Source organism: Streptococcus sp. 9.1(2021), assembly GCF_030466425.1.
Taxonomy (GTDB): Bacteria; Bacillota; Bacilli; order Lactobacillales; family Streptococcaceae; genus Streptococcus; species Streptococcus wuxiensis.
In genome coordinates, this window is the sequence record NZ_JAGQFU010000002.1 from 229,705 (window position 1) to 244,107 (window position 14,403).

Consider the following 14,403-nt stretch of genomic DNA (forward strand, 5'->3'; position numbering starts at 1 on the left):
AACTAAATTGGTTTAGTTTTGTATTTTATACTTAAAGGAGGTATCATTCTTTGGATGAATTGTATACAAGAATAAGTAAGTCTACAAAACATGTGTTATACCAGTATATGAAAGATCATGACATTTCATTACTAAATTATAATTTCAACTACTTCTTTCAACACTGTATTCAAGAATATCAGATTCAAGTGATTAGTCACCACTTCTCTAATCGTAAGATTGAAGGATTGACTGTTATTGATGAATTAGGTATTAGTTTTTCTTATGAAAAGGATAATCCGATTGTAAAGCAGAATTTTACTCTGTGTCACGAACTGGGGCATTTCATACTTAAGCATGAAGGCACTTATTTTGCAGAATCTATTGATAATCAGGAGAACCTACTAGAGCGAGAAGCGAATATTTTCTCTGCTGTAGTATTAATGCCTGACATTGTTTTGTTGTCAAAGATTTATTATAGTTGCGACACCTTTCAAAAGATTCAAAATAGTCTGGATGTTTCAAAACAGGCATTGTTTTATCGCCTTTTAGATCTTCTTAGAGAATATTATCCTGGAAAAGAAAGTACCATTAAGCAGGCTATCGATGCTTATATTGATGGACAAAATGCCACACTACTCCTTTTGTTTCACGGTGTCAAAGATCAGATTATAAAGGAATTCAACAACTATCAGACTTCTCTAATCAATAAGATTGAGCAATCAGTAATCAAAAAAGGCTTCGTGACTAGTCAAGAATATCCAGAACTTCTAGATCAAGAGAATTGGAAAACAATAAAGACTTACTGTAATAATTTAAGAGTATGGCTCATTTATGACAAAGGAAAATCTATAGCTTATGTTTGGGATAAAAATAAGCTAACGGACAAAGAGGCAAAACAAAAAGCTGAATTGAAATTACTATTAATGTGAGGGAAACGATGTACCAACCAGAAAAACTAAAGGCTCGCAGAAAAGAGCTAAAAATGACTCAAAAAGATATTGCAGATCAATTGGGTATTACCTACCAAGCCTATTCTGCATGGGAACGCGGAATAAAACAACCATCTAGAGAAAAAATAAAGCTTTTGGAGCAGATTCTAAATGTTCCAAAAGGTTATTTTACAGAGGTCGAAATCGTCCGACTATATAATACTTTATCGGATGAAGGTAAGAATAATGCACTTAGTTATGTCAGAGGCCTAGTTCAAAAAGAAAAATGTAAGAACATTGTTTCAATGTCAGAAAAACTATACGAATACCATGTTTACGAACAAATGTCTGCTGGTATCGGTTCATCGGTGTATAACGATCAAAACTATGATACTGTCTATTTTGATGAAGAACTAGCCCACGATTTCGCCTCATGGATTTCTGGTGACTCAATGGAACCCAAATATCAAAATGGTTCTGTGGCTCTCATCCGTGAAACAGGGTTTGATTATGATGGTGCAGTATATGCAGTAGTCTGTAATAATCAGACATACATTAAAAGAGTTTACCAGGAAGAACAGGGTTTACGGTTAGTTTCTATCAATCCAAAATATCGAGATATTTTTCTTTCGTATGATGAAGATCCTAGAATTGTAGGGATTATTGTAGGGAATTTCTTACCTGTTGAACAGTGATATTGTTAATGTAAAATAATAATAGTGTATTATTTTTTCTAGACAGGGTATAAGTGGAAGATAAGATGAATAAAATGGAGAAGACTCTAATGGTTCTTCTCCATTTTTTTATCTAATTGGTAATGTTGAAAATCGGAAGTGAAATGATACTTTCAAAGAATTCATTTTGAACGCTAGCAAATGAAATAGAGCCCTGATGCAAATCAACAATTTGTTTTGAAATTTTTAGCCCAATTCCAGTCGTTCTAATTTTAGAAATATCAATATTTTTAAAAGATAATTCATTAAGTTCAGCAATTTTTTCTGGTGAAGCTCCCTGTCCATTATCTTTGATTTCGACAATTACATTTGTATCTTTTTTGTATAAGTGGATTCTTATTGTGCAACCCTTTTCGTTATGTAAAACAGAGTTGTAGATGATATTATGGATAACTCTTGTGATTAAAAACTGCTCAATCATGATAGATTGATTAACAAGTGAATAATCGTAATCAAATTCAAATTCAAATTCATTCCAGATTTCTTGATTTAAAATATGGATGAGAATGTCTTTGAAGAAGGGGATAATTTTTGTTTCAGTCTGATTTAATTGAAGATGACCGGATGAAAGGCGAGCTACTATATTTAAGTCATTTAAAACATTTTGGATGTAATAGGATTCCGTCAATATTGGACGAATATGTTTTTTAAACTGTGTATCTAGTTCAGAATCATTTAACAAGGACGCGTTAGAAATGATGACAGAAAGAGGTGTTTTGATATCGTGTGCAATACCTGAAATCCATTGCTCTTTAAAGACTTCATTCTCTTTGAGTAGAGTATCGGTTTGATTAATTGCAGTTGTAAGATATTCTAGTTCTGATATAGAATTTATTGGATTTTTCAAACCATCTGGGAGATTCTGAATAGCAGTTACAAGAGGCACAATTTTACGATTGATATGCGTCACGCCATAGTAGTAAAGAAAAGCGAAATAAAGGCAGTTGAAAAGCAATACTCCAAATGCTATTAGTGGAAACAGGCGGAGACTATCTATATCTAAGTAATTAAAACTATAACGAGCAATTTTATCTTTTGGAAAACCAACAACAATGATGTATCCACCTTTTATCTGACTAAAAACAGGATAATCTGAAAGATAATAGCGAGAAAACTGTAAAATGTCCCCGTAGTCAAATTGCGAAGGAACTTCTGTAGGTTTATACTGTTCGAACACTTGTTTTCCAGTCTGCTTATCCAATACCATGAGCCATAACTTTTGTTCTTTTAGACTAGAAATATCATTTTCAGGTATGTGGACGTTATTATTTGTGATGGTAATGTGTTCAGAAATTATTTTCACAGTCTCAGTAGCAGTTTGCTTTTTACTAATGTAGAAAACAAAACTGGCAATTAGAAGAATATTGGTAATAAAGATAATGATGGAAGAAAAGATAAATTTCTTTAGTGAATACCTTAAAATTTTGGTTTGATTCATAATCATGATAACAATTTATATCCTAGCCCTTTAGCTGTCTTTAAATATTGAGGTTTTGAAGGATTTTCTTCTATTTTTTCTCGAATTTTCCGAATATGTACAGTCAAAGAGTTTTCATAACCAAAGCTATCCACTCCCCAAATCGTATCACAGAGAGATTCGGTTGAAACGATGTAATTTTTATTATCGTAAAGTTTTTTCAAAATCTGAATTTCAATTGGCGTAATAGAAATTTCTGCTCCATTTTTTTGTACTGTTGCATTCCGAAAACTCACCAAAGTCTGTCCAATCTGTATTGTTTCCTGTTCTGATTTATAACTTCTACGGAGCAGAGCCATAATACGATAGATAAGATTTTTTGGAATGAAGGGTTTCATGATATAATCATCACCACCAGCATTGAAACCAGCTATCTCATCTTCAGGATTATTTTTGGCAGTCAGAAAGAGGATAGGAGTATCGCCTTTTTTTCGGATATGTTTTGCTAATGTGTAGCCATCCCCATCGGGTAGCATAATGTCCAAAAGGAAAAGGTCGAACTGCTCTATTTCAATCATGTCCAAACTAGATTCTATATCATAGGCTGATGTTAGATTGGAAAATCCGTAGGCAGTGAGAATATCTCTTATGGAAGAGTTTAAAATTTTGTCGTCATCAATGATAAGGATGTGCTTATTCAGGAGTTGTTGTTCGAAACTCATAATCTTACCTCGCTTATTTAAATTATACCATTTAAAAGAGTGAAAAAAAGAAAAATACTTTAATCTTAATGTAAAATTAAGGTTAGCTTAGTTTAAAATTAATCTAGCATGTCTATAATAAAGACATAACCTAGATAGAGATACTTCTCAAATAAATTTTAATCAGTGAGGTATTTCCAAATGGCTAAACAACAAATGAATCTCGTTGAGGAGGAAGTTCATAATGATTAGTAATGTTTTACAGATAAAAAACTTACAAAAGGAATTTAAGGACACTCAGGTAGTTAACCTTAGTTCCTTATCAGTTCAACAAGGTGAGATTTATGGTTTTCTAGGTCCAAATGGAGCTGGGAAAACAACCACCATGAAGATGATTTTGTCTTTGATTTCTCGTACAGCTGGGGATATTGAAGTGTTCGGTCAATCCATAGGTACGGACAAGCAGTATCTTAATCAGATTGGCTCTATGATTGAAGAACCGTCTTATTATCCTAATTTGACAGGCTATGAAAATCTCTTGGTTTTCCAAAAAATCCTTGGATTTGATAAGAAAAATATTCAGGAAACCTTGAAAATTGTTGGGTTAGATCAACCTAAAAACAAGAAAAAATTGGTTAAAGATTATTCTCTGGGTATGAAACAGCGTTTGGCTTTAGCCTTTGCCTTAGTCAAGAAACCGCGTTTGTTGATACTGGATGAACCAACTAACGGGCTAGACCCAGCAGGGATTCATGAAATTCGGGAACTGATTATCAAGTTGGCAAAAGAACAGGGCATTACTGTCTTCATCTCTACCCATATCCTTTCTGAAGTAGAGCATATCGCTGACCGTGTAGGGATTATCAATCATGGTCAACTCGTTTACGAGGGAGAAATTCGTAAAATTCAGTCCAATAAATGGCTGGAAGTGCGTGGGGATTTTAGAGGTCGACATGAAGCCATTAGCCAAGTGTTATTTGGTTATCCGTGCAAGATGTTAGAAATACATGAGGATAAACTCAAGCTGACTAACCTTGCCGACCAGCAGATTTCTAGTTTGTTACGAGATTTAATAGTCGAGGAAGTTCCAATTTATGAAGTGAAGCAAGAACAAGAAACCTTGGAATCTATCTTCCTCAACTTAACCAAGGAGTGAGTCTTATGTTGAATAATTTGTCTATTGAATTGCTCAAGGCAAAACGAACCAAATCCTTCTTCATTATCATACTAGTTATGGGAGTCGGATTTGCTTGGGCAATTGCAGCCGCTACACGCTACCTAAGTAATCCAGACATGCACCAGATTAACCTAATTTTCTATATGATAAAAGAAGTAAATGGCTTGATTCTCCCTATCGTGATTGCTCTCTTTGTATCCCGGATTGTCAAGAACGAGAAGGAGGGCAACACTTTCAAACTGCTTATGGCAAATGGTGAAAATGTACGGCATATCTTTCTGAGTAAGCTTGGCCTGACTATGTTCGTTTTGACCTTTCTCGCTATTTTGGAGGGAGTAGTAGTCCAGTTGATTGCAAACTTTTCTGGTCTAGAAATGCCTGTTAGCCTAATCCTCTGGCAAATCGTCATTTTCTTGCTAGCATCTTTTGTCTTAACCTGTCTGTTTTTGACTTTGCAGTTTTTACTGAAAAAGCAGGCATTGATAATGGCATTAGGGATTTTCGGAGGATTTCTTGGAGTTGGATTTGGTCATGCAACAGCTTTTCTACAGCTGATTTTCCCATTTGGTGGTATAGCATATCTGTCTCTGGTGGATTACCAGAAAGTCGCCAGTCAAGTGAGTTATGTTTTGGCGACAAACCTAGGATTTAAACTCTTTACATATTTGCCAATAGCCCTAATCTATCTCTTCTTATCTCTCTATCTAGTTGAAAAGAAAGGAGGCAAGCTATGATGTCTTATCTATCAGTAGAATGGCGGAAAACCCAAAAATTTTCCATGTTGATGATTGGTATTTTCTTCTTAGCTTTTTGTAGCCTGATTGGTCTTGGTATTTACTTAGGTGCAGCTTATTCTATGGTTGCAGAAAGTGAAAAAGTGCCTGTTTTATGGGGACAATTGACCTTCTATTATAGCCAGCTTTTCTTTCCGATTTTGGTCAGCATTTATGTAGCCATGATGTTAGGAAAAGAGTTTGATAGGAAAAATATTGAATTTCTCAGAGCTAATAATGTCAGTCTTGGGAAATTATTGTTGGCAAAAGAAATAGTAATTATCTTGTTTATTGCTGTTTTACAGTTGTTCTTGTTTGGTATTTTTTATGTCAGTGCTCACCTAATTCATTTAGAAATTTCTAATTTGTTCACCTACCTTAAGTGGGATTTATTGGGGATTTTTGGAACAATTAGTATGATGGCAGTACAGTTTTTTGTGACAGCTAAAACTCGTGTTTTTAGTAAATCTGTGGGAATTGGTTCTATTGGTACTTTCGTAGGATTCATGATGATTTTTGTATCAGATAAATTATCTTTAATCTATCCCTACTCCCAAGCTATGGTGGCAATGCGGTCACGGAATTTGATAGACTTTAATTTAGTGGAAATATTGCTGTTTATCATTGTAAATATTCTTCTGTGGGGGATTTTTCATACATTGAGTAATAAAGAATTGCATAAGTAATGCGAAGACTCTCCGGAGTCTTTTTTATTTGAAAAAAACACCTATTCAGGAAAATAGGTGTGAATGATGTTATTTATATCCATATTGTTTTAGTGCGTTATTATATGCTTCGCTATCTTTAAGATAGTAGTCGTGCTTAACTCCACTAATATCAACAGAAAAGACCCCATCTTTAAATGAATATTCTTCTGTTCGACTTGCAATATTTTGTCCAGTTAATTCGATCGTATTCTTTTTTTTGTTAATGATAAAACTATCGGCTTCTCCATGCTCTATGGAAGCATTATCTCCTTTAATAGTAAACGCCAACTCGTTTCTTTCACTTGAGATCCAATAATACTCACCATCTAAAGATTGGTGGTTGTTTTTTGAGCAAGCAATTAAAGTAATTATTGATAATGAAAGCAGTAATATACCTACTAATTTTCTCATAATCTTTGCCTCCTTTTATAATATTACTATACCAAAATAATGTTACAAAACTGTATTAATGTCTGTTATAATGGAAATTTCAAATAATGTCCATTATAACAGACATTAGTAAATTATAGAAAAAGATCTATATTTGGCTATAGTTTTACTAAATCTCTACGACTATAGATTAAAAATGTATACACTTCTATTTTACAAGTTCAACTTAAGAAAATCCCAATTACAACCATTTAACAAGTAATATAAAAAGAGTTCAATTGTCAATCCCTTTTTTAGATAAAGAAAATAATAATGGTGCTAATTAGGATTAATACCTAAATAAGTTTTAATTTTCTTTTCAAGAAAATCAATATGTTGGTTAATTTCAGTTTGTTGCTTATGAAGTTCATCAAGTTGAAAAAATAGTAGTCTAAGTCGTTGAGGAATTGTGGAGTCTCCTTTATATCTTAGGTCAGTGTATTCTTGCATATTTTTAATAGACATTCCCGTCTTTTTTAATCTAATAATGAATTGAGCCCACGCTATATCAGAGTCATCATAGTATCTACGATTATTTTCTTCTCTGTGTGAGTAAATCAATTTTTCTTGCTCATAGTATCGAAGTGTGGAAATAGGAAGTCCAGTTTTTTTAGCAAATTCTCCAATAGAATAGTAAGCCATAATATTTCCCCCCTTTATTTTTTATTATTTTAGCATAATTTTTAAAAAATTAAAAAATTTTCAGTTTTCTCTTGACATAAAGTGCGCTTTACTATGTAAAATACATAGTATCAAAGGAATTTGATATAAAGCTAGGAGAGGAGGTAATACCATATAGACGAAAAATTGGTTTGAAGGAATAGAGAGCTCCAAAGGGGCTTAGTGATAAGGCTGTCAAGAACCTTGATGGGAGCAGCGACTCTTATAAAAAATGCAAATAGCAATCTGTAAAGGAGAAAAAAGTATGGGACAAACGAAGAATTATACTTGTATTACTGGAGCCAGTGCTGGTATAGGAGCGGAGACAGCAAGACAATTTGCAAAATTAGGAACGAATCTTATTTTAATTGCTCGGCGTCAAGAACGACTAGAAAAATTGAAGCAAGAGATTTTGAACCATTATCCGGATTTAGATGTTGTTATTAAAGTTGTTGATTTATCGAAGTCCAGTAATATTTTTGCTCTTTATGAAAGCTTGAAAAAATATCACATTACTACGCTAATAAATAATGCTGGTTTTGGAAATTATGATAAGGTTGAATCTCAAGATTTAGAAAAGATAATAACATTAATCCATCTAAACATTGAAGCTTTAACAATTCTATCAACTCTATATGTGAGAGATTATAAAGATTGTAAAGGCGCTCAATTGATTAACTTATCATCTAGAGGCGGATACATGATGGTTCCAAATGCAGTTACATACTGTGCAAGTAAATTTTATGTCAGTGCTTTTACAGAAGGCTTGGCATTGGAACTAGAGGCAAATCAACATCAATTAAAAGCTAAGGTTTTAGCTCCAGCTGCCACAAAAACGGAATTCGGTCAAGTTGCTACAGATTCTAAAGAATATGATTATGATGAGCATTTTGCTAAATATCACACAAGTGAAGAGATGGCACAATTTTTGATGGAATTATATCAAAGTGACAAAGTTGTTGGTTTAGTTGATGTTACAAATTTTGATTTTCATCTTAGTGGGCCACTACTTAATCATTAATTATTTTAATAAATAGAGATAATATGTATTGAATAATAATAGTTGCAGCCATTTTATGACAAGAAAAAAGCTTCTGAAATGTTAGATTTCAGAAGCTTTTTGTCTATCTATTATGATTTAAACCTTGGTAAGTTATAATTTTCTGTGATATTTAGGATATTTAAAAATATAGAAGTATTTTTGTAGACTAATTTACAATTTTTCCAGTATTTTACCAAGTAGTTCTTCTAACTTTCTTAATTCTCCATAGACAGTTCCGTCCATATAAAGGTTGTAAATTTCATCATCTTGTTCCACTCGTATTTGTGCAGAATAACCTTTTGATAGTGCTAAGGAACGAATAACTTCTCGTTGAGTTCGTCCATTCCCTTCTCGAAAGGGATGGAAATAATTAAGATTATCAAGAATTTTTGCTAATTGTTTAATAATCTCATCTTTTGAATTAGCAGTTTGATAATAGGTATGAATAAGGCGATTTATATATGCTTGGGCAGTACTGAAAGATTGTATTGACATAAAAGGATTCCCATTTTTTGAGATATTCACCTTGCGAAATTGTCCCGCCCAAGCATAGACATCTTGAAATAAATATTTATGAATGGCTAAAATATCACTAATGGAGTAGACTTCTATGGTTTTCAAGCGCAAGTCTGCAAGCCTTCTAGTAACGAATAAATGCTCATTCCGGTAGGCTTCTTCAATATTTGTAATATTTTGTTTGTTGATTAAGACTGTAGAATTTGGATAGGTATATTGGTGATTGGGATCAATGTACTCATAGCCTTCGTATTGATTTTTAACCAATATTCAATTCCTTTCGTTTGTTGATAACATAAGTTTTTAAATCAATCACATCTTGAACAGTAGGTTCATAATTTTCAATCATTGATGACCCAATAGCATACCAGACGGTATCAAAATCTGAAAAGTTATCAAAGGGAATTCCTAAAATTGTTAATTCTTCTTTATTTACATCAAGAGTCATGGCACACCTCCTTGTATAGAGTTATCCTTATTATACCATAAAATCGGTATTTTCACCTAAAGGATAGAGACTGTTATTAAAGCCAGAAAACTAGTTTTGTTCGCTTTTTATATTTGAGGTCAGACTTTTGTTCCAACCTCTTTATTTTATATTGTTTTTAGAATTAAAATATTGAGCTTAAGATTTATCTTTCTTAAACGCCCCTGCTTGTGCATACAATAACCATGATAAGGCAATCATAATAGCTGCGAAAACAGAAATTCCTGAGAATCCTGTAAATTTCACAAAGAGAACTCCTCCCACTATACCTGCAATTGTTTCACCTAAATACATTACTGCATTTGATAATGAAGAAATCGTACTTCGTGCATTTTCAACAGTACCTTGCAAAGTCGCCATAAACAAAGGAAAAATAAATCCATTATTTATATAGATAATTATTAATAAAATTTCGGCTACCCAAAAATTATTAGCAAAAGGTAGAATAAGGTAGAGGATAATTAATGTAAGTAATTCAGTTTTAAAAGTTCTTTGTAAACCAAATTTTTTAACCAATTGACTTCCAAATAAAGAACCCAATAAGTTACCTGCACCAATAGCTATAATTGCAGTACTAATGTTAGTTAAACTCATATTAAAGTCATTGGTAAACCATGTAGATATGAAGGTAATGGCTGTAAAAGAACCTGTTTGAAAAACAAAATAAGCAATTAGATAACTAACTGATTTTTTATTAGTTAGGATATTTTTATAAGCCTCTGTAAAAGAAATTCTATTTGCTTTTCCAATTTCAAGTTTTGGTAGAAAAATATGGATTAAAATGAGAAGTATTAAGGAAGCAAACGCAATCGTATAAAAGGGAGTTTGCCAAGAAAAGTTTGCCAGATAGCCACCAATAGGTACCCCAGCCATTTGAGAAACGGATAAACCAGCGGTCGCATATCCCATAACCTGCACAATATACTTTTTATCAACAACAATAGGAATTGAAGCCCAAACTTGTGGAGTTATAAATGAAGCACTGATACCTGCAAATAAGCGAAAAAGGAGCATTAAAGGAAAACTTGTTGCAAAACCACATAGAAAAGTTGAAATGGTAAAAGCAATCAGCCCATAAGTCATTACTTTTTTTCTATCACGACCATCTGAAATTGGGCCTGAGATAAGGGCAAATACAGCATAACCTATTGCATATGCGCTGACCATCCAACCAGAAACTGAAGAATTTATATTATATAGGTTTGCTAAAGTTGGAAGCAGTGGAGAAATTAAAAATGTATCGGTCCCTATAATGAACATTGTTAAGAAGAACAAATAAGAGTATTTTTTCATTGTATATTAACATCACTTTCTAAGAATATTTTTGTTATAAGTTATAAATAGATACTTTACGTAATAATTGCTATCCAGTTCTGTTTCATAAAACACCTCCTTTTTAAATTTAATAGTTAAACAATTATTGAACTATTAAACTTTATATTATCACTATAATGCAGAAAAGTCAACGACGGCCGTACAAAAAATTGACAAGTGTTTATTTCAATAGTAAAATTACTTTATGACTATGAAACAATATAACCTTAGCGAAGATGATTTAAGAGTTAAAATTTTTAAAGCATTAGCAGATAATGTTCGTCTAAAAATTATTAGATTACTGTACAGAGCGAATACTGAACTAAGTTGTGGAGAAATTGGCGATTTGCTCATTATTAGTAAATCAGCTGCTTCGTATCATTTTAAAACTTTGCGAGAAGCTGGTCTTACTACAACAAGAAAAGTAGGTCAGAATAAATTTGTAAAGTTAAATCATGAGACATTTGATACTTTCTTACCTGGCTTTCTTAATTCTTTAGACAAATAATCAAATGCATTTCAACTAGACCAGTAGTTTTCTTGTGTTAACGGGGAGGTATATGAAAAGATATTTAAAAAATGTAGTTTGTGATGTTTTATTTAGAAATACTGGTTCAACAACTACTTTATTAGAGGCATTGACTAATGACCATGTTGATGTAGAAATAGTTAAGGAAGAAATCTCTTTCTAGTAATGTTTCGCAACTCTACTATAACGGATTTATTCCTTTTTGTGTTTACACAACTTATTGTACACTACCCTAAAATTTGGTTTGATATTAGAAATAAAACAAATTTATAGATTATAGAGGTGTCAAATTATTTTGTATGTATTACACATGAAAAATTGTTCTATTAATCTTCATATTCATTCTTACACAGTTTAATTATATTTAACTACTAAAGATTTAATTTCCTAATTATGAGATTTTTGTTGCACTATATTTTACAATTTATCAAATGAAAAAGCAGTCCAAGTCTTCTGAAATCTGATCTAAAGCTATTTATAAATTACTTGAAATCAAACCGTGTCAAACCAGGTCTTACGATTTGTAAGTAAAAGAACAAATAAAAAAGAGGAGCTTCACACTAAAGTTCCTCTTCTTTTAAATATCCGAATCATTATTTTTATTTCAAAAAAGGTAGTGAAAAAGGTAGTGATTCGGTTGATTTATATTGCAATGTAGTGAAATTTAGAATTTCAGGAATCGCTTAAAATCAAGGGTTTTCACATCTATTGACGTGTAGTGAATCCCTATTTCACCTCTGTAAACACAACGTGTTTGCGAAGTTTTGGTGAGTATTTCTTCAATTGAAGACGGTCTGGAGTGTTACGTTTGTTTTTAGAAGTAAGGTACAAGCGTTCACCAGATTCTTTGTGTTCAAGTGTAATATTTACGCGCATGGTATCTCCCTTCTATTATTCAGCTGATGCAGCTTTAGCGATCTTACGTCCTTTGTAGTATCCTTTAAGTGATACGCGGTGAGAACGTGAGTAATCTCCAGTAGTTTCGTCAAAGTTTACAGATGGAGCTGTTACTTTGTAGTGTGTACGACGTTTGTTTTTCTTCGCTTTTGATGTGCGACGTGCAGGTACTGCCATTTCGTTTTTCTCCTTTTAAGATATAAATTCAATTAGGTTTGATTTTCATCAACTTTAATAGTATATCAAAACTTTTTTGTAAAGTAAAGTTACTTGACAAAAAAAGTTGTATTTTTTTATCGTACACTGCTGAATTGTCTGAAAATTTAAAAATTTTCTTCTGTTATTCATATGAAAATTGTGCTATAATGGAACAAACTGAAATGGGAGGGACTTGAATGACAGAATTAGATAAACGTCACCGCAGTAGCATCTATGACAGCATGGTAAAATCACCTAACCGTGCCATGCTTCGTGCGACTGGTATGACAGATAAGGACTTTGAAACACCGATTGTTGGGGTCATTTCAACTTGGGCGGAAAACACACCATGTAATATCCACTTGCATGACTTTGGGAAATTGGCTAAAGAAGGGGTTAAATCTGCGGGTGCTTGGCCTGTGCAGTTTGGAACCATTACGGTAGCCGACGGGATTGCTATGGGAACGCCTGGTATGCGCTTCTCCCTAACGTCACGTGATATCATCGCGGACTCTATCGAAGCAGCTATGGGTGGTCATAACGTGGATGCCTTTGTGGCTATCGGGGGTTGTGACAAGAACATGCCTGGTTCTATGATTGCCATTGCCAATATGGATATCCCAGCTATTTTCGCTTACGGTGGTACTATCGCCCCTGGAAAACTAGATGGCAAAGACATCGACTTGGTTTCTGTATTTGAAGGAATCGGTAAGTGGAACCACGGCGATATGACGGCTGAGGACGTCAAACGTCTGGAATGTAATGCCTGCCCTGGACCTGGTGGTTGTGGAGGTATGTATACTGCCAATACTATGGCTACTGCTATCGAAGTTTTGGGGATGAGCTTGCCAGGTTCTTCTTCTCACCCAGCTGAATCTGCTGATAAGAAAGAAGACATCGAAGCAGCCGGTCGTGCAGTTGTCAAAATGCTTGAACTTGGTATCAAACCTTCTGATATCTTGACTCGCGAAGCCTTTGAAGATGCCATTACAGTGACAATGGCTCTCGGTGGTTCTACTAACGCCACTCTTCACTTACTTGCTATTGCCCACGCGGCTAATGTTGACTTGTCACTTGAGGACTTCAATACCATCCAAGAACGTGTGCCTCACTTGGCCGACTTGAAACCTTCTGGTCAGTATGTCTTCCAAGATCTCTACGAAGTTGGTGGTGTGCCTGCGGTTATGAAGTACTTGTTGGCAAATGGATTCCTTCATGGAGACCGCATCACATGTACTGGTAAGACTGTCGCTGAAAACTTAGCTGACTTTGCAGATCTTACTCCAGGTCAAAAAGTCATCATGCCACTTGAAAATCCTAAACGTGCGGACGGTCCGCTTATCATCTTGAACGGTAATCTTGCTCCTGACGGTGCAGTTGCCAAGGTGTCCGGTGTTAAGGTTCGTCGCCACGTTGGTCCAGCTAAGGTCTTTGACTCAGAAGAAGATGCTATCCAAGCTGTCTTGTCAGATGAAATCGTTGATGGCGACGTAGTCGTTGTTCGTTTTGTTGGACCTAAGGGTGGCCCTGGTATGCCTGAGATGCTATCACTTTCATCCATGATCGTTGGTAAAGGCCAAGGAGACAAGGTTGCCCTCTTGACAGACGGACGCTTCTCTGGTGGTACTTATGGATTGGTTGTTGGACATATCGCTCCTGAAGCTCAGGATGGTGGACCAATTGCCTACCTCCGTACAGGAGATATCGTCACTGTTGACCAAGATACAAAAGAAATTTCCATGGACGTTTCCGATGAAGAACTTGAAAAACGTAAGGCAGAAACAACCTTGCCACCACTATATAGCCGTGGTGTCCTCGGTAAATATGCCCATACCGTATCTTCTGCATCACGTGGTGCCGTTACAGATTTCTGGAATATGGAACAATCTGGTAAAAAATAAGCAAATCAAA

Annotated in this window: 18 protein-coding genes; 9 read left to right on the forward strand and 9 right to left on the reverse strand. The window is 34.2% G+C overall.

The annotated features are described in order from the left end of the window. Nucleotides 1–50 precede the first annotated feature (50 nt). Together KBU52_RS06845 and KBU52_RS06850 are read left to right on the forward strand one after the other, a co-directional pair. Nucleotides 51–911, forward strand: coding sequence for an ImmA/IrrE family metallo-endopeptidase (locus KBU52_RS06845; RefSeq protein ID WP_254724737.1), 861 nt, complete (start codon nt 51–53; stop codon nt 909–911). A gap of 8 nt (nt 912–919) precedes the next feature. Then, the gene (locus KBU52_RS06850; protein ID WP_070458752.1) at nt 920–1,606 is read left to right on the forward strand and encodes an XRE family transcriptional regulator; all 687 of its coding nucleotides are present in this window, start codon (nt 920–922) and stop codon (nt 1,604–1,606) included. Between the two features lie 112 nt (nt 1,607–1,718). Here KBU52_RS06850 and KBU52_RS06855 read toward each other — a convergent pair whose 3' ends face one another. Together KBU52_RS06855 and KBU52_RS06860 are read right to left on the reverse strand one after the other, a co-directional pair. Next, nucleotides 1,719–3,089, reverse strand: coding sequence for a sensor histidine kinase KdpD (locus KBU52_RS06855; protein WP_254724736.1), 1,371 nt, complete (start codon nt 3,087–3,089; stop codon nt 1,719–1,721). Then, nucleotides 3,086–3,784: a response regulator transcription factor gene (locus KBU52_RS06860; RefSeq protein ID WP_006149379.1), complete on the reverse strand. Its 699-nt coding sequence runs from the start codon at nt 3,782–3,784 to the stop codon at nt 3,086–3,088. The genes KBU52_RS06855 and KBU52_RS06860 overlap by 4 nt, the downstream gene beginning before the upstream one ends. A gap of 223 nt (nt 3,785–4,007) precedes the next feature. Between KBU52_RS06860 and KBU52_RS06865 the strand changes: the two genes are divergently transcribed. Genes KBU52_RS06865 through KBU52_RS06875 form a run of 3 tightly spaced genes read left to right on the forward strand, consistent with a single transcriptional unit; the run spans nt 4,008 to nt 6,399 of the window. Then, nucleotides 4,008–4,919 carry an ABC transporter ATP-binding protein gene (locus tag KBU52_RS06865; RefSeq protein WP_080979260.1) on the forward strand — a complete coding sequence of 304 codons (912 nt, stop codon included), beginning with the start codon at nt 4,008–4,010 and terminating at the stop codon, nt 4,917–4,919. 5 nt (nt 4,920–4,924) lie between these two features. Then, nucleotides 4,925–5,674 carry an ABC transporter permease gene (locus tag KBU52_RS06870; protein WP_075228132.1) on the forward strand — a complete coding sequence of 250 codons (750 nt, stop codon included), beginning with the start codon at nt 4,925–4,927 and terminating at the stop codon, nt 5,672–5,674. Next, a complete protein-coding gene (locus tag KBU52_RS06875; protein ID WP_006149384.1) occupies nt 5,671–6,399 on the forward strand; it encodes an ABC transporter permease in 729 nt (242 codons plus the stop codon). The genes KBU52_RS06870 and KBU52_RS06875 overlap by 4 nt, the downstream gene beginning before the upstream one ends. 69 nt (nt 6,400–6,468) lie before the next feature. Here the strand turns inward: KBU52_RS06875 and KBU52_RS06880 are convergent, their stop codons facing one another. Together KBU52_RS06880 and KBU52_RS06885 are read right to left on the reverse strand one after the other, a co-directional pair. Further along, complete coding sequence (locus KBU52_RS06880; protein WP_049526032.1) at nt 6,469–6,831, reverse strand: hypothetical protein; 363 nt, start codon at nt 6,829–6,831, stop codon at nt 6,469–6,471. A 297-nt stretch (nt 6,832–7,128) separates the two neighbouring features. Continuing rightward, nucleotides 7,129–7,491, reverse strand: coding sequence for a MerR family transcriptional regulator (locus KBU52_RS06885; protein ID WP_075228133.1), 363 nt, complete (start codon nt 7,489–7,491; stop codon nt 7,129–7,131). 283 nt (nt 7,492–7,774) lie between these two features. Here KBU52_RS06885 and KBU52_RS06890 point away from each other — a divergent pair, with 283 nt between their 5' ends. Further along, nucleotides 7,775–8,530, forward strand: coding sequence for an SDR family oxidoreductase (locus KBU52_RS06890; RefSeq protein WP_075228134.1), 756 nt, complete (start codon nt 7,775–7,777; stop codon nt 8,528–8,530). Between the two features lie 192 nt (nt 8,531–8,722). Here the strand turns inward: KBU52_RS06890 and KBU52_RS06895 are convergent, their stop codons facing one another. The 3 genes from KBU52_RS06895 to KBU52_RS06905 all read right to left on the reverse strand — a co-directional run bounded on the left by KBU52_RS06895 (nt 8,723) and on the right by KBU52_RS06905 (nt 10,847). Beyond that, a complete protein-coding gene (locus KBU52_RS06895) occupies nt 8,723–9,334 on the reverse strand; it encodes a Fic family protein (RefSeq protein WP_075228135.1) in 612 nt (203 codons plus the stop codon). Further along, nucleotides 9,327–9,515 carry a hypothetical protein gene (locus KBU52_RS06900; RefSeq protein ID WP_000171299.1) on the reverse strand — a complete coding sequence of 63 codons (189 nt, stop codon included), beginning with the start codon at nt 9,513–9,515 and terminating at the stop codon, nt 9,327–9,329. The genes KBU52_RS06895 and KBU52_RS06900 overlap by 8 nt, the downstream gene beginning before the upstream one ends. A gap of 177 nt (nt 9,516–9,692) precedes the next feature. After that, entirely contained in the window at nt 9,693–10,847 is a 1,155-nt protein-coding gene (locus tag KBU52_RS06905; protein WP_075228136.1) for an MFS transporter, read from the reverse strand. 226 nt (nt 10,848–11,073) lie between these two features. On the opposite strand from KBU52_RS06905, the gene KBU52_RS06910 reads away from it, so the two are divergent. Together KBU52_RS06910 and KBU52_RS06915 are read left to right on the forward strand one after the other, a co-directional pair. Further along, nucleotides 11,074–11,376, forward strand: a complete 303-nt coding sequence (locus tag KBU52_RS06910) for a helix-turn-helix transcriptional regulator (protein WP_006146248.1) — start codon at nt 11,074–11,076, stop codon at nt 11,374–11,376. 52 nt (nt 11,377–11,428) lie between these two features. Continuing rightward, the gene (locus KBU52_RS06915) at nt 11,429–11,560 is read left to right on the forward strand and encodes a hypothetical protein (protein ID WP_006146247.1); all 132 of its coding nucleotides are present in this window, start codon (nt 11,429–11,431) and stop codon (nt 11,558–11,560) included. A 563-nt stretch (nt 11,561–12,123) separates the two neighbouring features. Here the strand turns inward: KBU52_RS06915 and rpmG are convergent. Then, a complete protein-coding gene (rpmG, locus tag KBU52_RS06920) occupies nt 12,124–12,273 on the reverse strand; it encodes a 50S ribosomal protein L33 (RefSeq protein ID WP_001265622.1) in 150 nt (49 codons plus the stop codon). Between the two features lie 15 nt (nt 12,274–12,288). Next, nucleotides 12,289–12,471: a 50S ribosomal protein L32 gene (gene rpmF / locus KBU52_RS06925; protein WP_000290417.1), complete on the reverse strand. Its 183-nt coding sequence runs from the start codon at nt 12,469–12,471 to the stop codon at nt 12,289–12,291. A 218-nt stretch (nt 12,472–12,689) separates the two neighbouring features. On the opposite strand from rpmF, the gene ilvD reads away from it, so the two are divergent. Then, entirely contained in the window at nt 12,690–14,393 is a 1,704-nt protein-coding gene (gene ilvD / locus KBU52_RS06930) for a dihydroxy-acid dehydratase (protein WP_004250671.1), read from the forward strand. Nucleotides 14,394–14,403: the final 10 nt, after the last annotated feature.